22 protein-coding genes are annotated in these 23,576 nt (G+C 65.0%); 8 read left to right on the top strand and 14 right to left on the bottom strand.

The annotated features are described in order from the left end of the window. Positions 1-41 precede the first annotated feature (41 nt). Entirely contained in the window at positions 42-1,391 is a 1,350-nt protein-coding gene (locus tag Q1A71_RS00555) for a PQQ-like beta-propeller repeat protein (protein WP_299670630.1), read from the bottom strand. 60 nt (positions 1,392-1,451) lie between these two features. Next, the gene (locus Q1A71_RS00550; protein WP_299670628.1) at positions 1,452-2,129 is read right to left on the bottom strand and encodes a hypothetical protein; all 678 of its coding nucleotides are present in this window, start codon (positions 2,127-2,129) and stop codon (positions 1,452-1,454) included. Between the two features lie 216 nt (positions 2,130-2,345). Here Q1A71_RS00550 and Q1A71_RS00545 point away from each other — a divergent pair, with 216 nt between their 5' ends. The 4 genes from Q1A71_RS00545 to Q1A71_RS00530 all read left to right on the top strand — a co-directional run bounded on the left by Q1A71_RS00545 (position 2,346) and on the right by Q1A71_RS00530 (position 8,367). After that, positions 2,346-3,617 carry an efflux RND transporter periplasmic adaptor subunit gene (locus Q1A71_RS00545; protein WP_299670626.1) on the top strand — a complete coding sequence of 424 codons (1,272 nt, stop codon included), beginning with the start codon at positions 2,346-2,348 and terminating at the stop codon, positions 3,615-3,617. Continuing rightward, complete coding sequence (locus Q1A71_RS00540; RefSeq protein WP_299670624.1) at positions 3,614-7,426, top strand: efflux RND transporter permease subunit; 3,813 nt, start codon at positions 3,614-3,616, stop codon at positions 7,424-7,426. Before Q1A71_RS00545 ends, Q1A71_RS00540 begins: the two co-directional genes overlap by 4 nt. Positions 7,427-7,506: 80 nt before the next feature. Next, complete coding sequence (locus Q1A71_RS00535) at positions 7,507-7,962, top strand: DUF302 domain-containing protein (protein ID WP_299670622.1); 456 nt, start codon at positions 7,507-7,509, stop codon at positions 7,960-7,962. 126 nt (positions 7,963-8,088) lie between these two features. After that, positions 8,089-8,367 (top strand): hypothetical protein, encoded by a 279-nt coding sequence (locus tag Q1A71_RS00530; RefSeq protein ID WP_299670620.1) that lies wholly within the window; start codon positions 8,089-8,091, stop codon positions 8,365-8,367. Between the two features lie 127 nt (positions 8,368-8,494). Here Q1A71_RS00530 and Q1A71_RS00525 read toward each other — a convergent pair whose 3' ends face one another. Together Q1A71_RS00525 and Q1A71_RS00520 are read right to left on the bottom strand one after the other, a co-directional pair. After that, the gene (locus tag Q1A71_RS00525; RefSeq protein ID WP_299670618.1) at positions 8,495-10,336 is read right to left on the bottom strand and encodes an ABC transporter ATP-binding protein/permease; all 1,842 of its coding nucleotides are present in this window, start codon (positions 10,334-10,336) and stop codon (positions 8,495-8,497) included. 69 nt (positions 10,337-10,405) lie between these two features. After that, complete coding sequence (locus Q1A71_RS00520) at positions 10,406-11,860, bottom strand: LysM peptidoglycan-binding domain-containing protein (protein ID WP_299670616.1); 1,455 nt, start codon at positions 11,858-11,860, stop codon at positions 10,406-10,408. 135 nt (positions 11,861-11,995) lie between these two features. Between Q1A71_RS00520 and Q1A71_RS00515 the strand changes: the two genes are divergently transcribed. Then, positions 11,996-12,547, top strand: a complete 552-nt coding sequence (locus Q1A71_RS00515) for a TIGR00730 family Rossman fold protein (RefSeq protein WP_299670614.1) — start codon at positions 11,996-11,998, stop codon at positions 12,545-12,547. Here Q1A71_RS00515 and rarD read toward each other — a convergent pair. The 9 genes from rarD to Q1A71_RS00470 form a co-directional block, all read right to left on the bottom strand. Further along, entirely contained in the window at positions 12,487-13,407 is a 921-nt protein-coding gene (gene rarD / locus Q1A71_RS00510; RefSeq protein ID WP_299670612.1) for an EamA family transporter RarD, read from the bottom strand. The genes Q1A71_RS00515 and rarD overlap by 61 nt on opposite strands. Before the next feature lie 102 nt (positions 13,408-13,509). After that, on the bottom strand, positions 13,510-14,109 hold the full coding sequence (locus tag Q1A71_RS00505; protein ID WP_299670610.1) for a superoxide dismutase: 600 nt from the start codon (positions 14,107-14,109) through the stop codon (positions 13,510-13,512). A gap of 141 nt (positions 14,110-14,250) precedes the next feature. Continuing rightward, positions 14,251-14,658 carry a hypothetical protein gene (locus Q1A71_RS00500; protein ID WP_299670608.1) on the bottom strand — a complete coding sequence of 136 codons (408 nt, stop codon included), beginning with the start codon at positions 14,656-14,658 and terminating at the stop codon, positions 14,251-14,253. A gap of 124 nt (positions 14,659-14,782) precedes the next feature. Further along, positions 14,783-15,121, bottom strand: coding sequence for a hypothetical protein (locus Q1A71_RS00495; protein WP_299670606.1), 339 nt, complete (start codon positions 15,119-15,121; stop codon positions 14,783-14,785). Positions 15,122-15,239: 118 nt separating this feature from the next. Further along, positions 15,240-15,809: a sarcosine oxidase subunit gamma family protein gene (locus tag Q1A71_RS00490; RefSeq protein WP_299670604.1), complete on the bottom strand. Its 570-nt coding sequence runs from the start codon at positions 15,807-15,809 to the stop codon at positions 15,240-15,242. Next, a complete protein-coding gene (locus tag Q1A71_RS00485; protein ID WP_299670602.1) occupies positions 15,802-18,816 on the bottom strand; it encodes a sarcosine oxidase subunit alpha family protein in 3,015 nt (1,004 codons plus the stop codon). Before Q1A71_RS00485 ends, Q1A71_RS00490 begins: the two co-directional genes overlap by 8 nt. 61 nt (positions 18,817-18,877) lie before the next feature. Next, a complete protein-coding gene (locus Q1A71_RS00480) occupies positions 18,878-19,207 on the bottom strand; it encodes a sarcosine oxidase subunit delta (RefSeq protein ID WP_299670600.1) in 330 nt (109 codons plus the stop codon). Positions 19,208-19,297: 90 nt separating this feature from the next. Further along, positions 19,298-19,507 (bottom strand): hypothetical protein, encoded by a 210-nt coding sequence (locus Q1A71_RS00475; RefSeq protein WP_299670598.1) that lies wholly within the window; start codon positions 19,505-19,507, stop codon positions 19,298-19,300. Positions 19,508-19,723: 216 nt separating this feature from the next. Further along, positions 19,724-19,906: a hypothetical protein gene (locus Q1A71_RS00470; protein ID WP_299670596.1), complete on the bottom strand. Its 183-nt coding sequence runs from the start codon at positions 19,904-19,906 to the stop codon at positions 19,724-19,726. Positions 19,907-20,049: 143 nt separating this feature from the next. On the opposite strand from Q1A71_RS00470, the gene Q1A71_RS00465 reads away from it, so the two are divergent. Then, a complete protein-coding gene (locus Q1A71_RS00465) occupies positions 20,050-20,235 on the top strand; it encodes a hypothetical protein (RefSeq protein ID WP_299670594.1) in 186 nt (61 codons plus the stop codon). 158 nt (positions 20,236-20,393) lie between these two features. Here Q1A71_RS00465 and Q1A71_RS00460 read toward each other — a convergent pair whose 3' ends face one another. Then, entirely contained in the window at positions 20,394-21,638 is a 1,245-nt protein-coding gene (locus Q1A71_RS00460; RefSeq protein ID WP_299670592.1) for a sarcosine oxidase subunit beta family protein, read from the bottom strand. Between the two features lie 218 nt (positions 21,639-21,856). Here Q1A71_RS00460 and ccmI point away from each other — a divergent pair, with 218 nt between their 5' ends. Then, positions 21,857-23,089, top strand: a complete 1,233-nt coding sequence (gene ccmI / locus Q1A71_RS00455; RefSeq protein ID WP_299670590.1) for a c-type cytochrome biogenesis protein CcmI — start codon at positions 21,857-21,859, stop codon at positions 23,087-23,089. Beyond that, a complete protein-coding gene (ruvX, locus tag Q1A71_RS00450) occupies positions 23,086-23,574 on the top strand; it encodes a Holliday junction resolvase RuvX (RefSeq protein WP_299670588.1) in 489 nt (162 codons plus the stop codon). The genes ccmI and ruvX overlap by 4 nt, the downstream gene beginning before the upstream one ends. The last annotated feature ends 2 nt before the right edge of the window (positions 23,575-23,576 follow it).

The raw sequence follows: 23,576 nt of genomic DNA, 5'->3' as shown, positions 1-23,576 counted from the left end.
CCAAAGCCAGAAGGAACGCCGCGCTTTACCCGAAGCGCGCGTCAACGGAAAGCGTGCAATTGCCCATTCGTCGACACAACATAGAGCACACCACCCGCCACGACCGGCGCCGTCGTTGCCCCGCCGGGGATCTCGGTGGAGCTGACCAGCGCGCCGCTTTCGGGATCGAACCCACGCAGCAGACCATCGTTTGACGCAACATAGATGCGCCCACCCGCGAGAATCGGCCCATGATGGGCGAACACTTCGGCCCGGCGCCGCGGGCGGTCCTTCACGAAGTTGGGCAGCTGCGTGCCCCAGATCCGCGTCCCGTCAGAGGCATCGATACGCAAAAGCTCGCCCAGATCGGAGACCACAAAAACGCTGTCGCCCGCGGGCAGAACCGGCCCGACGGCCCCCTCCCGCGCGGTCCATTCCCGCGCACCAGACGCAAAGTTCAGCGCAACGATCCGACCCGACTGGTTACCGACATAGACCCGATTGCCTGAAATCACCGGCTCGCCGGTCACATCGTCAACCGTACCAAGCGCCCGGGCAAAGCGCCGACCCAGAGCGGAGGCATCCCAGCGCCGCAGGCCGCCGCGCCGGAAGACCGCCTGAACCTCGCCCGAACCAAACGCAAAAATCGCCAAGTCGTCGGCGACCGCAGGCGCCGGCCCGCCCAGGACGTTGTTCACATCCGGCGAGGCTGTCAGCTGCCACTCGACACGGCCATCCTCGGCCCGCAAGGCCCAACCGGTATCATCGCCCGAGGTGGTATAAACCAGATCACCAAAGGCCGTGGGACGGCCTGAGCCGGTGCCCTCAAGGTTCTGCCGCCAGATCTCCTCGCCGGTGGCCGCGTCCAGTGCCACCAGCGCGCCATAGCCCAGCGAAACATAGAGCCGCCCATCCTTGAACGACAGACCGCCGCCCGTCGCCGCGCCCGCATCATCCCGCACGGAGGTGATGTTGCGCCGCCAGACGGTCTCGCCCGCGGTCGAGGTGGCGGTGACCTGCGTCTCCGCGTCGAGCGTGTAAATGAGCCCTCCGGCCACAACCGGATCAGCCGTGATGCGCTGGCGCCGCGCATCTCCGGCGCCGATATTGGCGGACCAGACCCGCTGAGGCGTTGCACTCAGGGCCGGGTGTGCGACCCGAAACGCTGGGGAGCCCGGACCTTGCGTCCAATCGCTGTTGATCTGTGCGGCAGGCAGCGAAATGCCGCGCGCGGCATCGACGGTCTCGGCCGCCAGCGGCACCGCCTCGCCATCCTGCAACACAGACCGGATGTCTTCGCGCTTGCCCGGCAGAATGATGTCATCCTCGGCACAGGCCGTCAGCAGCAGTGTCGCAGCCAGCAGAGCAAGGCCCAAGTGCCCCCGCACAAAGGTTGTCGGAAACTGAATCATACCCTGCTCGCCTTACCCATACTTCGACCGCTGCGCTCCCTCACCTGCCTGCTCCGGGCGTCAGTTCCCCGCGTTCGGCAGATTACTCAGATCGGGCTCGCCTCCCAGCGCCACAATCACCTGTAAGGCGCGTTGTTGCAAGTCCGGGGTCACGGCCGCATCCTGCAGGATGTCCTGGTAGCCGTCGATGGCCGCTTGCGTCTCGCCCGCGGCCACGTTGATCAAGGCCAGCTGCTCCAGCGCCAGAAGACGCAAGGGCGCACCGGGCGCCGCCAGAGCCTCGAACTGCTGACGCAGTGCGTCGGGCTCCAGCGTGTCCGCCTGCAGGGTCAGCGCCTTGAAGCTGGCGATCTGACGATAGATCGGATCCACATCCGGCGTGATCGCCACCGCATTCAGCGCCTCGACCGCCTCGGTCGTGTCGCCGACGTCCTGCGCCGCGGACGCCTGCAGCATCGCGAGAAGCACCCGCGCATTCGGCCCATCGGCGGTCAGCCGCGACAATGCGTCCGCCCGCGCCTCAGGCGCACTCGCACTGAGCGCCGCCAACATGCCGTCACCGAGCGCTTGGGCCTCGCCGCGTGCCTGCGCCTTGAGGTATTCGGAAAAGGCCGCACCGCCAACCAGCAGCACGACCAGCAGAACACCGATCCAGCCATAGCGCCGCAAGTAACCGTAGAGCCGGTCCCGCCGAACCTCTTCGTTGACCTCGTTGATAAAACTGTCTGTGTCGCTCATGGGCCCCTGCCGATGTCGAATTTCGCCCCTCTTACCGTGGCAGCGCAGGCAAGCCAAGACCTGGCGCGCCGCTGACTGAGGCAACCATTGCCATCGCGGGAAGAAATTACTAATCTGAACTGGTCAGTTTAGCGTAACTGTCGTATGGAGCGCGCGCCACGTGACGGCACGTCAAAGCCAGCGTGTGCTTCAGGGGTTCATTGCAAGGCGACCGACATGCGTATCTTTTCTGTTCTGGCGGCCCTCGCCGTCGCGGGTTTGCTGGCTCTGTTCATCCTGGATCGACCCCGCCTGATGGCGCTGTTTGGCGGCGGTGACGCAACAGAGGAACCCGCCGACACCACACCCGCCGATCCCGCAGCCGAAGACGACGCGGCCGGCCTCGTCAAAGTCGTGGTGCAACGCTCGCTGGCCCGCCAGGTGGACACGGCGGTGATGCTGCGCGGGCAGACCGAGGCGGCCCGCACCGTCGACGTGCGTGCGGAAACCTCGGCCATCGTGGTCTCCGAGCCATTGCGCAAAGGAGCCCGCGTGGAAGCCGGTCAGGAAATGTGCCGCCTCGATGAAGGCACCCGCGGCACGGCTCTGTCCCAGGCCCGGGCACAGCTGAACGAGGCCCGCGCCCGGGTGCCCGAGGCCGAGGCCCGGCTGACCCAGTCGCTGGCCCAGCTGGAAGAGGCCCGGATCAACCTCAACGCCTCCTCCAAGCTCAGCGAAGGCGGCTTTGCCTCCACGACCCGGGTTGCCAATACCGAAGCGGCGCTGGCCACCGCCGAAGCCGGGGTCGAAAGCGCGCGTGCCGGTCTGCAAGGCGCGCAATCGGGTATTCAGAGCGCACAGGCCGCAGTCGCCACGGCAGAAAAGGAAATCGAGCGCCTGACCATCCGGGCCCCTTTCGGCGGCGTTCTGGAAAGCGACACCGCCGAACTCGGCTCCCTGCTGCAACCCGGATCGCTCTGCGCAACCATCATCCAGCTCGACCCGATCAAGCTGGTGGCCTTCGTGCCGGAAACCGAAGTCGGCCGCGTGTCACTTGGTGCTATGGCCTCAGCCCGCCTTGTGCGCGGCAGCGGCGTGCTTGCCGGCGGCTCGGACGATCGCGCCGGCGACTTGCAGGGCAAGGTCACCTTCCTGTCCAACTCGGCCGACGAGACCACCCGCACCTTCCGCGTGGAGATCGAAGTGCCCAACCCCGACAACCGCATCCGCGATGGCCAGACCGCCGAAATCGAAATCGCGGCGGAAGGCGCAACGGCGCATCTGCTGCCGCAATCGGCCCTGACATTGAATGACGAGGGCACTCTCGGCGTGCGCACCATAGACGATGAGGCAATTGTGGCGTTCCACCCGATCTCGCTCATGCGCGACACGCCCGAAGGCGTCTGGGTCACCGGCCTCGACGACACCGCGAACGTGATCGTGCTCGGCCAGGAATTCGTGATCGCAGGCGTCCGGGTGGCGCCAACCTTCCGGGAGCTCAGCCAATGACCGGTATCGTCGATTGGGCGGCCAGCCGCGCGCGGATGGTGATCGCCTTCATCCTGCTCAGCATCGTGGTGGGCGGCTACGCCTATTCCGTCCTGCCGAAAGAGGGCGAGCCGGACATTGAAATCCCTGCGCTCTTCGTCTCCGTGCCCTTCCCCGGCATCTCGGCTGCAGACAGCGAGACACTGCTGGTCAAACCGATGGAGACCGAGCTTGCGGACCTCGACGGGCTCGACAAGATGTCCGCCACCGCCGCGGAAGGCTATGCCGGGGTGGCGCTGGAGTTCGAGTTCGGCTGGGACAAGACCAAGGTGCTCGCGGATGTGCGCGACGCCATGGGCAAGGCCGAAGCCGATTTCCCCGAAGGCGCCGACCAATACACCATCAACGAGATCAACTTCTCCGAATTCCCAATCGTGATCGTGAACCTGACCGGGCCGGTGCCGGAACGCACGATGGTCCGCATTGCCAAAGACTTGCAGGACGATCTCGAAGCCGTCGACGCGATTCTCGAAGCCGGGATCGCCGGCAGCCGCGACGAGATGATCGAGGTGCTGATCGATCCGCTCCGGCTGGAGGCCTACAACGTCACGGCAAGCGAGCTGATCAACACCGTCCGCAACAACAACCAGCTCATCGCCGCCGGCGAGGTGGACAGCGCGCAGGGGACCTTTGCCGTCAAGATCCCCTCCTCCTTCGACGAACCGCGCGACATCTACGACCTGCCGGTCAAGATCAACGGAGACCGCGTCGTCACGCTGGGCGATCTGGCCGACATCAACCCCACTTTCGAGGACCGCGAAGGCACCGCCCGCTTCAATGGCGAGAACACCGTGGCGCTGCAGGTGGTCAAGCGCAAGGGCTTCAACCTGATCGACACCGCCGACATCGTGAAGCAGATCGTGAACGAGAAGAAAGCGGAGTGGCCCGAGGGTCTGCAGGCCGCTGTCCAGGTCGGCACATCGAACGACCAGTCCCGCATCGTGAACGGCATGGTCCAGCAGCTGCAGGGCTCGGTCTTTACCGCGATTGCACTGGTGATGATCGTCGTGCTCGCCGCCTTGGGCATTCGCGCGGCCCTGCTGGTGGGCTTTGCGATCCCGACCTCCTTCCTGCTCTGTTTTGCCTTTCTGGCACTGATGGGCATCTCAATCTCGAACATCGTGATGTTCGGGCTGATCCTGGCCGTGGGGATGCTCGTCGACGGCGCCATCGTGGTGGTGGAATACGCTGACAAGCGCCAGCAGGAGGGCGAAGGCCCCATGCGCGCCTATGTGGAGGCCGCCAAGCGCATGTTCTGGCCGATCATCTCCTCGACCGCCACAACCCTCTGCGCCTTCCTGCCGATGCTCTTCTGGCCGGGTGTGCCCGGCGAGTTCATGGGCATGCTGCCCGTGACGCTGATCTTCGTGCTCTCCGCCTCGCTGGTGGTCGCCCTGATCTACCTGCCTGTGATGGGCGGCGTGACCGGGCGGCTGGAGCGCTGGATGGCCGACTACATGACCGCGATTGCCGGGCTGCGGTGGTATTTGCATCTGGCCCTCTTTCCCGTGGGCGGTCTGATGATCAGCGTGGCAGGCCTCATGAACCCCATCTTCGGGGTCGTGGGCGCACAATTCGCCGCCATGGACAGCCTGCAAATCCTGTCCTCTGTCATCCCCACGCTCTTCTTCGTGTTCCTGCTGCTGCTCGCCGCCACGGCCTGCCTCTTCGTGGCGCTCGGCGGCTTCCTGCTGCTGCTGGTGTCGACCTTTGCCCTGCTCACGCGTCTTGGCCGGTTCGGGCGCTGGCTGGCGGGCCGGGTCTTCCGCCCGGAGCCCGACAGGATCAACGCAGGCTACCGCCGCTCCCCCTTCGGCCGCGTGATCGCAGGGATCGCCGGCAACCCGGTGATGCCGCTGGTGATGGCGGGCGCGGTCTTCATCTTCGTCGGCAGCGTTCTGATGTACTTCACCAACAACAGCCGCGGTGTGGAGTTCTTCGTCGAGTCCGAGCCCGAACAGGGCGTCGTCTATGTGCTTGCCCGCGGCAACCTCTCTTTGGAAGAGAAGGATGACCTGGTGCGCCAGGCCGAAGAGATCGTGCTGGCCCACCCCGGCATCAGCAACGCCTTCTCCTTCGCGGGCGCAGGCGGGCTCAACACCGACACCTCTGGCGGGTCCACACCCAAGGACCTGATCGGTCAGGTGCAGTTCGAAACCATCCCCTGGGAAGATCGCGCGGGCCGTCTCGATCTCGATGGCAACATCGTGATCGCCGAGCTGACCGAGCAGCTCTCCACGCTCCCCGGCATCAAGACCGAAGTGCTTGAAGTGGCGGATGGCCCGGCCTCGGGCAAACCCGTGCATCTGCGGCTCAAGGGCGACGACTTCGAGGTGCTGGCCGAAGCGGCCGCCATTGCCCGAAAGGAATTCGAACGCACGCCCGGCCTGACTCTGATCGAGGACAGCCGCCCCCTGCCCGGCATCGACTGGCAGATTGACGTGGATGTGGAGAAAGCCGGTCGCTACGGCGCCGATGTGGCCACCGTGGGCGCCATGGTGCAGTTGGTCACCCGCGGCCTGATGCTCGACACCATGCGCGTGGACAGCTCGGACGAGGAGATCGACATCCGCGTGCGCCTGCCCGAAGAGAACCGCGTGCTCTCCACACTCGACACGCTGAAGGTGCGCACCGAGGACGGGCTCGTGCCGCTGTCGAACTTCATCACTCGCACGCCCGTGCCGAAACTCGACGAGATCAACCGGATCGAGCAGAAACGCTACTTCGACGTGAAGGCCGATGTGGGCGCGGGTCTGATGAAGCTGGTCGAGACCCGCCGTGTGGACGGCGTCGACGTGGATGAAACCCTCGCCGTGCTGCGCCCCGCCGGCGTTGACGCCGATCTCAGCGCGCCCGATCAGACCGCCTACAAGATCACCAACCGCATGGCCGAGGCCGACCGCGACCTGCAAGCCGGGATCGACGCAGGCACCCTGCGCCTCGTGCCGATCAACGCCAATGAGCGCATCGGTGTGCTCAGCACCTGGTTGGAGACCAACCCGCTCCCCGCGGGCATCAGTTTCGAATGGACCGGCGATCAGGAAGAGCAGGCCGAAAGCCAGGCCTTCCTCTCCTCGGCCTTCGCCGCCGCGCTGGGGCTGATGTTCATCATCCTGCTGGCGCAGTTCAACAGTTTCTACAACGCGATCCTGGTGCTGCTCGCCGTGGTGCTCTCCACCACCGGGGTGCTGATCGGGATGCTGGTGATGGACCAGACCTTCTCGATCATCATGACAGGCACCGGGATCGTGGCGTTGGCGGGGATCGTGGTGAACAACAACATCATCCTGATCGACACCTATCAGGAATACAGCCAGTACATGCCGCGGATCGAGGCGATCATCCGCACCGCGCAGGCCCGCATCCGGCCCGTGCTGCTGACCACCATCACCACCATGGCGGGCCTCGCGCCGATGATGATCGGCCTCAGCCTCAACTTCGCTGAGGGGGGCTATACGTTCAACAGCCCCACCGCGCTGTGGTGGAAACAGCTGGCCACCGCGGTCGTGTTCGGGCTGGGGATCGCCACGGTTCTGACGCTGGTGATCACACCCTCGATGCTCGCCATCCGGGTCTGGGCCACCACCTATGTCCAGTGGATCGCCACGCTGCTGGCCAAGATGTCCATGGGTCGGGCCAGCCGCGCCGCCCGCGACTGGGCGCTGCAGAAAGATGCCCATCGCGTGGTCTCCGGTGAAATCCTTTGGGAGGAGGAGGCGCTCGCCTCCACGAGCCCGGAGCGGACCGCTACGCTGAAAGCCGCTGAATAGCGGCTCTCACGCGGGCGTGACAGGACATCCCGGCGATTCATGCTAGAAACTGCAGGGCAACATTTTCACAAGGGAAACCAATGATCCGTCACGCATTTTTTGCGGGCCTTCTGGGCCTCGCCACAGCATCCTCCGCATGGGCCGCCGATATGATCGAAAAGACCAGCCCCCATTCCGTCGCCGAAACGATCGACCGCCTGGAGGCCGCCGTGGAAGCTGCGGGCGCCACGGTCTTTGCCCGTGTGGACCATGCCGCAGGGGCGGCCAATGTGGATATGGAGCTGCGGCCCACGCAGATGCTGATGTTCGGCAATCCAAAGCTCGGCACACCTGCGATGCTGGACGGGCAGACCGCCGGGCTCGACCTGCCGCTGCGCGTGCTGGCCTATGAGAATGGCGAGGGGACCGTGCATGTCACCTACCATGATCCCGCCAGCTTCGCCGCAGCCCATGGGCTTCCGGGGGATGCGAAATACATCCAGATGATGACCGGCGCGCTGGACAAGCTCACGACAGCCGCAACAGCGGCGGAGTAGCGCCAGCTCGCCCTGGCTCCGCGGGTTTGCCCGCGTGTGATCAACTTGTCGTGGCCTCGCAATTTCCGGGGCTGCGCCACAGCAAAGTCGACCTATATTGAAGACATATCACAAGGAGTATAGTTTATGATTTTTGCACGTCTCTTCCCCGCAGTGGCTGTTGTTCTCAGCGCCTGTGCCAGTGTCAGCACCGAAACCCGAACCCCGGCGACCCTTGAAGGCGGATTTCTGGACGGTGAGCGATACGAAATCCGGACGCGCCTGCTTGAAGGACCGGACGGCAGCTTCGAGCAGACCAGCGTCGTTTACAAGGGGCTGGCCCGCACCTGTATCCGCGACAGCCCGAACGACTGCGAGCGCATCGCACGCGGGCTGATCGAAGACTACGACGAATTCGTGTTCTAAAAACTCGGCAGGTCCTGTCTCAATGGCAACAAGGGGTGGCCTGGAAGCCCACCCCACCTGCCAGCACAGACGTCGGGACAGGCAGGTGGGGTGGGCTTCCAGGCCACCGCGTCGGACCGGACAACCGTCAGGCGGCCTCGTCCGACTGTTGTCGCGTCCAGAGCTGCGCATAGCGCCCGCCCTTCTCGAGCAGGTCCTCATGACGGCCCTGCTCGATGATCTCACCCTGCTCCAACACGATGATCCGGTCCGCCTCGGCAATGGTGGAGAGCCGGTGCGCGATGGTCAGCACCGTGCGCCCGCGGCCTGCCTGCATCAGCGCCTCCTTGATCTCCTGCTCGGTCTCGGAATCAAGCGCCGAGGTCGCCTCGTCCAGCAACAGGATCGGTGGGTCCTTCAGCAGCGTGCGCGCGATGCCCACGCGCTGCTTCTCGCCCCCTGAGAGCTTCAAGCCCCGCTCGCCAACGGTCGTGTCATAGCCGTCAGGCAATTGCTCGATGAACTCGTGGATCTGCGCCGCCTTCGCCGCGGCCTCGATCTCGTCCTGTGTGGCCCCGTCGCGGCCATAGCCGATGTTGTACCGGATCGTGTCGTTAAAGAGCACCGTGTCCTGCGGCACGACGCCGATGGACGCGTGCAAACTGTCTTGCGTGACCTCGCGCACATCCTGCCCGTCGATGCGCAGCGCGCCGGCGTTCACATCATAGAACCGGAAGAGCAGCCGCCCGATGGTGGATTTGCCCGACCCGGTCGACCCCACAATTGCCACCATCTCGCCGGGCTCCGCTGTCACGCTCACCCCCTTCAGGATCATCCTGTCGCTGTCATAGCCGAACCGCACGTCATCGAGCTCGATCCGCCCGCCATCGACCACCAGATCGCGCGCACCCGGCGCATCGGTGACCTCTGCGGGCTGTTCCAGCAGATCGAACATCTCGCCCATATCCACCAACGCCTGCCGAATCTCTCGATAGACGGTGCCGAGAAAGTTCAGCGGGATGGTGATCTGGATCATGTAGGCGTTGACCATCACGAAATCGCCCACGGTCAGATCGCCATTCTGCACGCCCATCGCCGCCATCACCATCACGCCCACGAGCCCGCCGGTGATCAGCAGCGACTGACCGAAATTGAGAAAGGCGAGGCTATAGTTCGTCTTGATCGCCGCCACCTCGTATTTGGCCATGGCGGCGTCGTAGCGCCGCGCCTCGCGTGCCTCGGCGCCAAAATACTTGACCGTCTCGAAGTTCAGCAGGCTGTCGATGGCCTTCTGGTTGGCGTCGGTGTCCTGATCGTTCATCTCGCGCCGCAGCTTCACGCGCCACTCGGTTACCGCAAAGGTAAACCAGACGTAGAGCGCGATGGTTCCCGCCACGACGACCAGATACCAGATGTCGAACACCACCGCGAGAATGATGCCGACCAACAGAAGCTCCAGCATCAGCGGCCCAATGGAGAACAGCAGGAAGCGCAGAAGGAAATCGACACCCTTGACGCCCCGTTCGATGATCCGGCTCAGGCCCCCGGTTTTACGGGTGATATGATAGCGCATCGACAATCGGTGAATGTGCTGGAACGTCTCCAAGGCCAGCATCCGCAGCGCCCGCTGCCCCACGCGCGCAAAAACCGCATCGCGCAGCTGCTGGAACCCAACGGTCATCAGCCGCGCCATCCCATAGGCCACCGTCAGGCCCACCGCCCCCAAGGCCAGCATCGGCACGCCCTCCTCGGCCAGCGCATCCACCGCGCCCTTATAGAAGAACGGCGTCGCGACCGAGATCAGCTTGGACAGCAGCAGGAACGCCATCGCCCCCACCACGCGGCGCCGCACCCAGTCAGGGTCCTCGGGCCACAGGTAAGGGGCGACCTTCCGGATGGTGCGCAGACCGGACTGGCGTTCTTCGGCGTCGGTTTTGGGCGTGGCCCCCGCGGCATCTGCCTCTGGGGTGGTCGTCGTATCCGCTGGCATCAAGTATCCCGTGTGCGTTCACCGGGTTACCTAAGTCACCAAACCCGCTTTGGCCAGTCGCACCCGCGACTATTCCACGGGCAGATCGAACACCTGACCGGGGTAGATGAGATCCGGGTCGCGAATATCCCGGCGATTGGCCTCAAAGACCTTCACATAGAGCACCCCCTCGCCATAGCGGTCGCGCGCAATGGCCCAGAGCGTATCGCCCGTTTGCACCGTGACCGCCCGCACAGGGCCCGCCCCCGCCGCATCCGCTTCCGACAGCACCGCGGGCGCCTCGCGCTTGAACGGCGTCTCGATACGGCTTGTCACATTGCCGATCACGTTCACCTCATCCACGCGCAGTTGATAGAGGCCCGCGTCGATCTCCGGAATGCTGCCGCGCCACGCCCCCTCGGGATCGACCGGCAGCGCCGCGACGAAGCGGTTGTTGAGATAGACCCGCACCTCGGAGGTCCCCGCCACGGCGCGCCCTGACAACTGGACATCTCCCGCATCGGAATACCCGATAGTGTCAATCGCCACCGAGGTCATCACCTCCGGCGCCGCCTGCAACAGTTCCACACCCTCGGCGGTGGACTTCAACACCGCCACGGACTGCGATGCGCCGGGTTCCGGCGCGGCCTCTGCAGGATCGGCCTCCGCCACACCGGCAACCTCCGGCGCGGCCTCTGCAGGATCGGCCTCCGCCACACCGGCAACCTCCGGCGTGGCGGAGGCCGGCTCGGTCTCGGCAGTCGCGGCGCTCTGCGGGGCCTCGTCCACCGGCTCAGGTGCGGTCCCGGCGGCACTCTGGTCCACCTCACCTGCAGGCTCCGCCGCACCGGGGGCATCCGTGGGCGCCGTGGCGATCTGATCGCCCGCATCAGCAGGCGCATCCGCGGCCCGCGCCACCTGATCCGGCGCATCCTCGGCGGCGGGCTCAGCGGCCGCGACCGCCTCGCCGTCCTGGCGCACTGTCTCGGCCGGGCTCTCCTGGGGCGCAGGCTCGACTTCAGCCACCTGCGGCGCCATCGGCGCGAGGATCACGTCCTCCTCCGAGATCACCGCCTCGCCGCTGCCCTGCGCCTCCAGCGTCAGAACCCGGGCCGCGTCGCTGGGCGCAACCACGCCGACAGCGGCAAAGGCCCCGCCCGAATCCGCCACCGCCGTGGCCACTTCCTCGCCATCCACACGCACCGAAACCTCTGCGCCCGGCTCTGCGCGCCCGGCAATGACCGCGATCCCGTCACTTTCCAACCGCACCTCGTCGACTGTCGGTGCCACGGTCTCGGGCGCTTGCGCCACCTCGGCAGGCGCCGGCTCCTCTGTCACGGGGGCCTCCGCCACTGGTGCAGGAACCGCCGCCTCCCCCGGCGCCGAGGCCTCCGGCACAACCGTTGCCACAGGCTCTTCGCCCGAGGGTCCGGTCTCGCGGCTGGTTGTCAGAAAGAGCCCGGCGGCAAGCGCGCCGATCACGACGACACCGGCGAGCCACCGTCGTGGCCCACCTGATCCGACCTCAGTGCCCTCGTCCTGCATACCGTTCTCTTCTTTCACAGATGTTGCCCGCCCGGGGCCCGGCGTGGGCGTTGAGCCTACATATCAACTGCTCTATCACCGGTCAAAACCCCGCTCGCCGTTTTGCTATTCATTTCAAAGGCAAGGACCCTATCAATGCAGCCAAAATCCATTTGCGTCTACTGCGGCTCCCGCCCCGGCAACGACGCCGCCTACCTTGCAGAGGCCGAAAATCTAGGCGCGGCGCTGGCCGAGGAAGGCTGGCGGCTTGTCTACGGCGCCGGTGATGTGGGGCTGATGGGAGCAGTCGCCCGCTCGGCCCAGACAGCGGGAGGCGTGACCTTCGGCGTCATCCCTGAACACCTTGTGGCCTGGGAGGTCGGCAAGACCGATCTGACCTCCTATGTCGTCACCGAAACCATGCACGAGCGCAAGAAAGTGATGTTCATGAACTGCGATGCGGTGGTGGTCCTGCCGGGCGGTGCAGGCTCGCTCGACGAGCTTTTCGAGGTGCTCACATGGCGTCAACTCGGACTACATAAGAAGCCGATTTTTCTCGTGAATACAAACGGCTATTGGGATCTCTTAATGTCGCTGATGCAGCATGTGACCGATCAGGGCTTTGCCGATGCAAGCCTGCATGACTTCTACACCGCCGTGCCGGACACGGCGGCTGCACGCGCCGCGCTGCGCCGCGCCCTGTCCTGACGCCAGGCTACCCCGGAGTAGAGCGCGAGCGCCGTCCAGATCAGCGCAAAGGCAGCCACATGCCACGCTCCGAACAGCTCGGCGAAGACAAAAACCGCGCAGGCAAACTGCAGCGTCGGGTTGAGATATTGCAACAACCCGATGCTCGTCATGGTCAGCCGTCGCGCGGCGTAAGAGAAGAGGATGAGCGGCACGGCGGTCAGCGGCCCGGAGAGCGTCAGCAGCAGAAACCGCTGTACATCGCCGCCCCAGAAGGTGCCGCCATTGTGATGGGTTTGCAACAAAACCACCACGGCGAGGGGCGCCAGAAGCAGCGCTTCCGCCGTGACCGACACCACCGGCCCCACCGCCAGCTGCTTTTTGAGAAGCCCATAGATCCCGAACGTCACCGCCAGCGTCAGCGCAATCCACGGAAACACTCCCAGGCCGAAGGTCAGGATCGCGACCGCCGCCGTCGCCAGCCCGACGGCCAGCCATTGCAGGCGCGACAGTCGTTCGCCAAAGACCACGCGCCCGATCACCACGGCCACCAGCGGAAAGATATAGTACCCCAGCGAGCTCTGCGTGATCTGCCCGACTTGCACCGACCAGATGAAGAGCCACCAGTTGATGCCGATCATCAGCGCGGCCAGCGCCACCCGCCAAAAGGCCTGCCAGCTATTGATCGCCCGGATCACGGCGCCCAACCGCCGCTGAACGGCGAGAACGATGCCGAAGAAGACCAGCGACCAGATCATCCGGTGCGACAGAACCTCCGCCGATGGCAGATCCGCAAGCAGCTTGTAGTAGAGCGAGGAGAGCCCCCAGATCGTGCAGGTTCCGACCATCGCCGCAACGCCCTTGGCTGGCTCACTGAGCATCACGACCCTCCTTCCGGCACAGGTGTGATCTCAAACGCGGACCATCACAAGCAAAAAGGCCCCGCCAAAAGGGCGAGGCCTTGGACCAGGTTGCGACGTCGCTCACATGCGGGAGGCGACATTCTCCCAGTTCACCAGATTGTCGAGGAAGTTGGTCAGATAGTCGGGCCGCTTGTTGCGGAAATCGATGTAATAGGAATGCTCCCACACATCACAGCCCAGCAGGGCGGTCTGGCCAAAGCACACGGGGTTCACCCCGTTCTCCGTCTTGGTGACCTTCAGGCTGCCGTCGCTGTCTTTCACAAGCCATGCCCAGCCCGACCCGAACTGGCCGGCACCTGCCGCTTTGAACTCATCCTTGAAGGCGTCGACGGAGCCGAAGCTCTCGGTGATCGCCTTCTCCAGCTCGCCCGGCATCGCGCTGTCGCCGGGGCCCATCATCTCCCAGAACTGGTTGTGGTTCCACAACTGGCTGATGTTGTTGAAAATTCCGTTCTGCGCGACAGCGCCCGCGTCATAGGTCCCGGTAATGATCTCTTCGAGCGATTTGCCCTCCCACTCGGTGCCCTCGATGGCCTTGTTGCCGTTGGTGACATAGGCGTTGTGGTGCAGATCGTGGTGATACTCCAGCGTCTCCTTGGACATGCCCTTGGATGCCAGGGCATCATGCGCATAAGGAAGATCAGGAAGTGAAAAAGCCATGTCGGGCCCCCTTTGGTCATTTCAGTTGGGTGTACTGCACATGAAGCGCAGCCGCTCCGGAGATCAAGTGTTAACGGGCTCAAAAAGTTCCGCAGGAGCGGTTTTCACCGCTGCCGGGCCCCGAACCTCATGGCAAGGCGCTCACTCCGCCCGCGGCTTGCACTGCCCACGCCCGTGAAAGCTGCCGCGATGACCGGGCAGCTTGCCCCGCACCGTAATCCGGTGCGACGGTTTCGAGATTGTCGCGGCATATTCCGCCGTGGGCAGGATGACCTCCCGGTCGTCACGCTGCCGCAACCCACCCTCCAACCGCCAGGACACGCGGAGTTCACGCTCGGACTGGCGCACCAGCGTGCCGGGAACGGTGCCGACCCCATAGGCCAGCGTCACCCCGTCCGACACCACCACACCCCCGCTGTCGAGCAGAACAATCCCGATCTTGGTGGAGATCCAGAAGTCATTGCGCTGGTTCGGGTTCATATCGCAGTCATAGAGCACCCCCCGCGCGGCAGCGTCGGACCCCTCTGCCCCGACAAGACCAGCCACCATCAGGACCGCCCTCACAAAACGCCCCACGGGCAGACGAAACCTCCGCATTGGCCTAGTTCGCGAGTTTGCAGCTGCCCTGGCCCCGGGCATCGTTGTCATAGCCGGCGACCCCTGCCTCCATGGTTTAGGTCTGCGCCGCATGGTTCAGATTGGCCCGGTATTTCACATTGATCGCCCCGGCCTGCGTGGGCAGGTTTCTGACCTCCCAGTCGATGCGATGCACCTTGTCCGACCGCTTGGCCAGCTTCGCCGCCAGCGGCTCACCCGCGGCCGATTGGATGATGCCGTCCAGCACCCGTACCGTGCCCTTTTGCGCATCCACAAAGAAGATGACCCGCGGGGCGATGAACCCCCGTGTGGTGTTGAAAGAGGCGGTGCAGTCATAGACCCTCTCCGCCGCCGCCAGCGGTGCCGCCATCGCGGATATCGCAAGAAGACAGGCTGCGCCTGCAATATGTTTCATGATCTGAATGCCCCCAACAAAACCCACGCGCCGCGTGATCACAGGCTCTCGGGCCTGATGCGCGCCGGGGTTAAGGTCTCGGGAACGGCGGGGGAGGTCAACCCGACGGCGCTGTATTTCAATAACAAAATACTTCAGATCCGGGCTGCGCCGCGACAGTCAGCAGATCAAAGACGTATTGGGCCTGGGATCGGAAACAAACGATCCGAAAGCGCTCAGTATCGTCCATCCAGAAGGCCGCCGGCACCTGCGCCATCCGGGTGCGTCGAAATATGCCCGGCGTGAACCGATCTGGCGCTAGATCGACCGGGCAGAGCTTGCCCATCACCTCACGCGCACGCGGTCCGCTCACCGTGAAAGACGCCCGCGCGTCCGACACATTGACCGCCAGCGCATGGGTCTTGGCCAGCGCCGTTTGCAAGCGCTCCAGCCTCTCCGCAGCTTCCGCATAGGGGCACAGAACCAGGAGCTCGTCCGGGCTCATCCAGCAGAGACCGCTCTCGCCGTCCATATGCGCCATCCCCGCGCCCGGAAGATCGACGCCCGATGCGGCCTTGGCCGCTTTCTTCACCGCACTGGCGGAGAGGTCTCCACGCAGGGTGATCATGCCCTGCAAGGGCGCTTCAGCAATCGCCGCGATCCCTGCATCGGAAGCAACACCCCCGAGCGCCGTCACTGGCTCAGACATTCGCCTTCTCCCCATGCTTGTCATAGAACACCGGATCGACGATCCGCGCCTTGAAGGTCGCGCCTTCCGTCCCCGGAAACTCAAGCACCTCGCCCATCCGGTCCGGCCCGTGCAGCACCAGCCCCATGGCGATCCCCTTTCCGAGGTTCGGCGAATGATAGCTCGACGTCACACGCCCGATGACAGTGCGCTGACCGTTGGCGTTCACACCCTCACCCACCGCATAGGCCCCATCGGGCAGCACCGCCCCCGAGAGCGTCTCAAGGCCCACCAGCTTCCAGCGCTCCGGGTCGGTCATATGGGTCCGCGCCTGCGCGCGCTTGCCCAGATAATCGTCCTTCTTCTTCGAGATCGCCCAGTCGAGGCCCAGATCCTGCGGGATCACCGTGCCATCGGTCTCATCCCCGATCATGATGAAGCCCTTCTCGGCGCGCAGGATGTGCAGCGCTTCGGTGCCGTAGGGCATCACGCCCAGATCGTGGCCCACGACCATGAGCGCATCCCAGAAGGCCTGTCCCTGCCCGGCGTCGACGGCGATCTCATAGCTCAGCTCACCCGAGAAGGAGATGCGATAGACCCGGACCTTGAAGCCCGCCAACTCGCCGTCAGCCCACTCCATGAAACCAAGCGCCTCTTTCGAGACATCCATACCGCCAAGTTTTTCCAAGGCTTTCCGCGCGTTCGGGCCCACCACGGCCACCTGCGCATATTGCTCGGTCACATTGGCAACCCAGACCTTCCAGTCCCACCACTCGGTCTGCAGCCATTCCTCCATATGCTGGTGAATACGCTCGGCGCCGCCGGTGGTGGTGTGGCAAAGGAAGGTGTCCGCGTCGATGCGCGCCACCACACCGTCGTCGATCAGGAAGCCGTTTTCCGAACACATCAGCCCATAGCGGCATTTGCCCGGTTTCAGCGTGCTCATCATGTTGGTGTAGAGCATGTCGAGGAAGCGCCCCGCATCCGGCCCCTTCACGATCAGCTTGCCCAGCGTCGAGGCATCGAGCAGCCCGAGGTTCTCGCGCGCATTCTTCGTCTCGCGCATCACCGCGTCATGGGTGCTTTCGCCCTCACGCACATAAGCATAGGGCCGCCGCCACTGGCCCACTGGCTCCCACTCCGCCCCGTTGGCGTCATGCCAGTCGTGCATCGGCGTGCGGCGGATGGGCTGAAACACCGCGCCCCGCGCCTCGCCGGCAATCGCGCCCATGGAGATCGGCGTATAAGGCGGGCGGAAGGTGGTTGTCCCCACGTCCGGGATGTTGCTCCCCAGCGCGCCCGCGAGGGTCGCCAGCCCGTTGATGTTGCTCAGCTTGCCCTGATCCGTCGCCATCCCGAGGGTCGTATAGCGTTTGGCGTGCTCGACGCTCTCGAACCCTTCTTGCGCGGCCAGTTGCACGTCCGAAACCTTCACGTCGTTCTGATAGTCGAGCCAGGCCTTGCTGCGCAGCGCCGCGCCCGCGCCCTGCGGCATCAGCCAGACGGGCATCATCGGCGCCTCCTCCGGCGTCTCGCCGACGGGCGCTTTGGCGCGCGTGTGCTTGAAGCCGACGGCTTCGGCCGCCGCCTTGCCCGCCTGATCCGCACTCCCCAGCACAGCGGCCAGCCGCAAGTCGCCCGCCGCCGCCCCCGCAGGGCTCACAAAGGCCTCGCCCGCGGCTCCGGTGGGCGCTTTGTCCACATCCGGACGGAAGTGGGCCTGCGCCTCGTCCCAAACAAGCTTGCCACCGCAATGCGACCACAGGTGCACCACCGGGGACCAACCGCCCGACATCGCCACCGCGTCGCAGGCCACCTCTTCCAACACCGCGCCCTCGCCCGCCTGGGAACAGATGCCCACACCGGTCACACGCTTGCCGCCCTGCACCTTGGCGATGCCATGCCCCATCATCACCCGGATGCCCAGCGCCTTGGCCTCGGCCATCGCCGGGCTGTCCGTCGCAAGAACCCGCGCATCGAGGATCACCGGCACGCGCAGCCCTGCATTTTCGAGCGCAAAGGCGGTCAGGTACGCGTCATCGTTGTTGGTCACCACCACGGTACGGTCGCCCGCAGAGACGCCGTAATTGACCACATAGTCGCGCATCGCCGAGGCCAGCATCACCCCGGGGATGTCATTGCCCGCAAAGGACAAAGGCCGCTCAATGGCCCCTGCGGCGGTCACGACATGACCCGCCCGAACGCGCCAGAGGCGGTGGCGCGGGCCGGACGACTCCGGCGCGTGATCGCGCAGTTGCTCATAGCCCAGCACATAGCCGTGGTCATAGACGCCTGCTCCCATCAGCCGCTTGCGCAGGGTGACATTGGGCATGGCTTCGAGGTCAGCGATCATTTCGTCCACGAAGTTGTCCACAGGCTTGCCGTCGACGGTGCCACCATCGACCGGCGCGCGCCCGCCCCATTGGGCGGTCTGTTCGACGAGCAGGACCTTCGCGCCTGTCACAGCGGCGGCCTTCGCCGCCTGCAGCCCCGCCACGCCACCGCCGATCACCATGACATCGCAGAAGAAATGGAAGTGTTCGTAGGTGTCCGCGTCCGGTACTTTCGGCGCGCGCCCAAGGCCTGCGGATTGCCGGATAAAGGGCTCGTAAACATGTTTCCACAGCGGCCGCGGATGGATGAACATCTTGTAGTAGAACCCCGCGGGCAGGAACCGGCTGAGCTTGGTGTTGATCGCGCCCACGTCGAACTCGAGGCTCGGCCAGTGGTTCTGGCTCTCCGCCGAAAGGCCCTCGAAGAGCTCGGTTGTGGTGACGCGCTGGTTGGGCTCGAAGGTGCCGTCTTCGCCGAGGTTCACCAGCCCGTTCGGCTCTTCGGCGCCCGAAGCGACGATCCCGCGCGGGCGGTGGTACTTGAACGAGCGCCCCACCAGCACCTGGTCATTGGCCAGCAAAGCCGAGGCGAGCGTATCGCCCTCAAAGCCGCGCAGACGCTTGCCGTTGAAGGTGAATTGCAGCGGCTTGCCCTTGTTCAGAAGGCGGCCGCCGGTGGCCAGACGTGTGCTCATGGTCGAGAGGTCCGCAGGTTGGTCGGTGTCGGGATTTGAGTATTTTTAGAAGAATGAAGGATCATGCGAGATCTCTCCACGTCCAGCCGGGGCGTTTCTTCGAGATCGTTTTTTGCAGATCCTTGGGCGGCTCGGTGGTCTGAGCCGGGTAGGTGCCGAAGACCTCGAGCGTGGTTGTACAGCGCGCGGCGTGGAACCACTTGCCGCAGCCATAGACATGACGCCAGCGCTCGAAATGCACCCCGCGCGGGTTTTCCCGCATGAAGAGGTAATCCTCGAAGTCATCGTCGGAACTGCCGGGGCCATGCCGGGTGAGATGCGCCTCGCCGCCGCCGTGGAATTCGGTTTCCTCGGCGGTCACACCGCAGACAGGACAGGTGAGGATCAGCATGGGCAGGCTCCGGGGGACATGCGCGCGCGCAGCAAAAAGGCGGGCGCCAAGAGACGCCCGCCTGCTGCGGTCAGGGGAGGAAAGTCTTTATTATTCCACGACAGCCGGGGCTGTTGGATCAGCCGGTGCTGCGGGAGCCGTTTCGATGGCAGCCGGGTCGGCAGCGCCTTCGCCATCTGGCGGAACGGTGCTCGTGCCCAGAACGGCCAGCAGGAAGACGAACGCGCCGATAACCACGAGCGCGATAAAGATGCCCTTGCCGCTGACACCATCAGAGTTGTGGGTCGTATAGTCAGCCATTGGTCAGTCTCCTTGTTACGGGAGGCCAGTGTCGCCAATGGCGCCGCGGGAACAATATCGGCAGAAATCCCCGGATCATTTGGGCGGTGCGAAGCCGGAGCGCCGCAAAAACGCTGGCCAAAAGGTGCCGATGGCCGGATTCCGGTCAAAAAACGTGAAACGCCGCACGGACGCAAAATGGTCCACACGGCGCTGTCTTGAGCTTTGACGCGCGTGTCAGTCGCCAGAGACGGCTTCCGCAGCCCCTTCGATGGCCGTATCGGGCCCTTCGACAGACAGCCCTGCGTCACCCGCGAGCATGAAATAGGCCAGAATGCCCACGACAACGACGAGCATACCGACCACAAAGGCGAGGCCCATGCTGCCACCACCCGAGTTCTGTTGTGTCTGATCCGACATGATGTTTCTCCTCTTTGCTTTACGCTTGCAGAAGAAACACCGCAGGCCTGTCCCTTGTTCCAAAAAATCCAGAGGCGGGGCATATCGCCAAAACCGGCCAAGCGCGGTATGCTTGGCTCAAGTCGGGATGAGAGGAGGCTCGGATGAGCAAGGAAATGATGGCCGTTCTGGTCTTTGGGCTGATCGCGGCGGTCGCGATCGTCATGCTGGTGCGGGAGCGCCGGGGCATTGCCGAACGCAAGGCCGCACGCGGCGGGCGCGAGGTGGACGTGGGCAGCCTGATCGCCTTCGGCAGCGCCGCCGGCCAGGGTGAAAAAACGCACGACTGACGGCACCTGTCGGGCGGTCCTGGTCTGACCGCTCCGGCGAGACTGATCACCGCCGCAGCGGTCACTGCAGGGCACAGCACCACGCACGGATCCAACGGGGGACCGAACCGCGCCGGCATCAGGGCCGGACCCGCAGATCGTGGCGGCAGCGACCGACATCAATGCGCCACCCCGGCGGCCACACTTTCGTCAATGAAACGCCCCTCGCGGAAGCGCTCCAGCCCGAAGGCATCGGTCAGCGGCCCGTGGCCCTTGGCCATCAATTCCGCCATCGCCCAGCCTGAGCCAGGCGTGGCCTTGAAGCCGCCCGTGCCCCAGCCGCAGTTGATGAACACATTCTCCAACGGCGTTTTCGACAGAATGGGGGAGCGATCCCCGGTGACATCGACGATGCCCCCCCATTGGCGCAGCATTTTGAGCCGCGAAACCATCGGGAAGGTCTCGACTAGCGCGCGCACGGTCTCCTCGATATGGTGAAACGCCCCGCGCTGGGTGTAGTTGTTGTAGCCATCGGTGCCGCCACCGATCACCATCTCACCCTTGTCGGACTGGCTCATGTAACCGTGCACCGTGTTGGCCATCACCACCACATCCATGCAGGGCTTGATCGGCTCGCTGACCAGCGCCTGCAACGCCACACTCTCGATCGGCAGCCGGAACCCCGCCAGCCTCGCCACATGGCCCGAATTGCCCGCCACCACGATGCCGAGTTTGTCGCAGTCAATCGCGCCTTTCGTGGTGTCGACGCCCACCACCTTGCCGCCCTCACGGCGAATGGCGGTCACCTCGCACTGCTGGATCACATCCATGCCCATGTCAGAGCAGGCCCGCGCATAGCCCCAGGCCACCGCATCATGCCGCGCCGTGCCACCCCGCGCCTGCCACAGACCGCCCATCACCGGATAGCGTGGACCGTCGATGTTGATGATCGGCACCAGCTCTTTCACACGGCGCGGCCCGATGAATTCGGTTTTCACGCCCTGCAGCGCGTTCGCATGCGCCGTGCGCTGATAGCCGCGCACCTCGTGGTGGGTCTGCGCCAGCATGATCACGCCCCGGGGCGAAAACATCACGTTATAGTTCAGATCCTGGCTCATCGTTTCGTAGAGCGCGCGTGACTTTTCATAGAGCGCCGCCGACGGATCCTGCAGATAGTTGCTGCGGATGATCGTCGTATTCCGCCCGGTGTTGCCGCCGCCCAGCCAGCCCTTCTCCAGGATGGCGACATTCTTGATGCCGAAGCGCTTGCCCAGGTGATAGGCCGTGGCCAGCCCGTGCCCGCCGCCGCCGATGATGATCACGTCATAGCGGGCTTTCGGCTCCGCCTTCTTCCACGCCCGCTCCCAGCCGGTGTGATAGCGTGCAGCCTCGCGCGCCACGGCAAAGACGGAATAACGTTTCATGGCCGGATCACCCCCTGTCACACACCCCTGCGAACCCGCAGCCGGATGGCTCCTGTTCTGCGGAACTGGCGGAAAAAGGAGAGACTGCGCGCGCCGCTTTCTAACAGGTTTGCGACACGCGGCACAATCGCGCAGGCAGCGGCCGCCATACTTGCGCGTTTGCCCCTTTTGTGTGCGCCCATTGTTGACTAAGTGAAGAGGCCAAGGAGGAGGCACATATGACAGTCTTCTGGATCCTCGCGGGCGGTCTCGCGCTGGTCATCGCGGTTCTGCTGGCCCTGGGGTTGCGCGCACCGCGCAGCGGTGCGGCTGTGCCGCCCGCCGCCTATGATCTGCGCGTCTATCGCGACCAGTTGAAGGAGATCGACAAGGACCTCGCCCGCGGCGTGATCAGCCCCGAGGATGCTGACCGCGTCCGCGCCGAAGTCTCCCGCCGGATCCTCGCCGCCGATGCCGCCCTGCAGGCCGACACCGTGGCCGCCGATGCCAGCAAGGGCGCGCCGGGCGTGGTCGCAGGCCTCATTGCCCTGGTGCTCGTGGCGGGCAGCATTGCCATGTATCTGCAGCTTGGCGCACCCGGTTACGGCGATCTGTCCCTTGCCGACCGGATCGCCTTTGCCGAAGAAGCCCGCACCCAACGCCCCAGCCAGGCCGAAGCCGAAGCCAGCCTGCCCGCACCGCAGCTGCCACAGGACGCTAGCCCCGACTACGTGGCCCTCGTCAAACAGCTCCGCGAGACGGTGGCGCAACGCCCGGACGACCTGCAAGGCCATATCCTGCTCGCCCAGAACGAGGCCAACTTGGGCAACTACCGGGCCGCCGCCGAAGCTCAGCAGGAGGTCATCCGCATCAAGGGCGACGCCGTCACCGCAGCGGATCACACGGACTTCGCCGATATGCTGGTGGTGGCCGCGGGCGGCTATGTCTCGCCCGAAGCGGAGGCCGCGCTGCAACGCGCCCTGGCGCTTGAGCCCCAAAACGGAACGGCGCGCTACTACATGGGGCTGATGATGGCACAGACGGGCCGCCCCGACACCGCCTTTCGCACCTGGGACGCGCTATTGCGCGCGGGTCCCGAGGATGCGCCCTGGATCCCGCCGATCCTCGCCCAGATCGAAGACATGGCGGTCCGCGCCGGCGTAAACTATCAGCTCCCCGAGATTGGCAGCGGGCGCGGACCCTCCGCCGCCGACGTCGAGGCCGCGGAAAACCTCTCGCCCGTCGAACGGATGCAGATGATCGAAGGTATGGTCACCGGCCTTTCGGAGCGGCTCGCCACCGAAGGCGGGCCGGCGCAGGACTGGGCGCAGCTCATCACCGCGCTTGGCGTTCTCGGCCAGCAGGGCCAGGCCCGCGCGGTCTATGACAATGCGGTCGAGGTCTTCGCCGATGACACCCGCGCGCTCGATCTGCTGCTGCGCGCCGGTCAGCGGGCGCAGGTCGTCGAATGATCCACGACGATCTGGAGGGTTTCGCCGCCGCCCTGCCCCCCCTGCAGAGCCTCGCCGGGCTCGATCTGGGCACCGCGACCATCGGCGTCGCGGTCTCTGACACGTTCCTCTCCATCGCCACGCCGCTGGAAACGATCAAACGCAAGACGTTCACCCGGGATGCGGCCCGCCTCATGGCGATCTTGACCGAACGCCGCATCGGCGGCCTCGTGCTCGGCCTGCCGCGCAACATGGACGGCACCGAAGGCCCGCGCTGCCAGTCCACGCGCGCCTTTGCCCGCAACCTCCACCGCGCCGAGGGGTTCGACCTGCCCATCACCTTCTGGGACGAACGCCTCTCCACCGTCGCCGCTGAACGCGCACTGCTGGAGGCGGATACGTCGCGAAAACGTCGCGCCGAGGTCATTGATCACGTCGCCGCCGGATATATCTTGCAAGGCGCATTGGACCGCCTGCGCGTGATCCGCACCGCCAGTGAGGGATAGAC

This window comes from uncultured Roseobacter sp. (assembly GCF_947493125.1).
In the GTDB taxonomy this organism is placed as follows: domain Bacteria; phylum Pseudomonadota; class Alphaproteobacteria; order Rhodobacterales; family Rhodobacteraceae; genus Roseobacter.
Note: the sequence above shows the minus strand (reverse complement) of the source record. Positions and strands in the feature narration are given on the sequence as shown.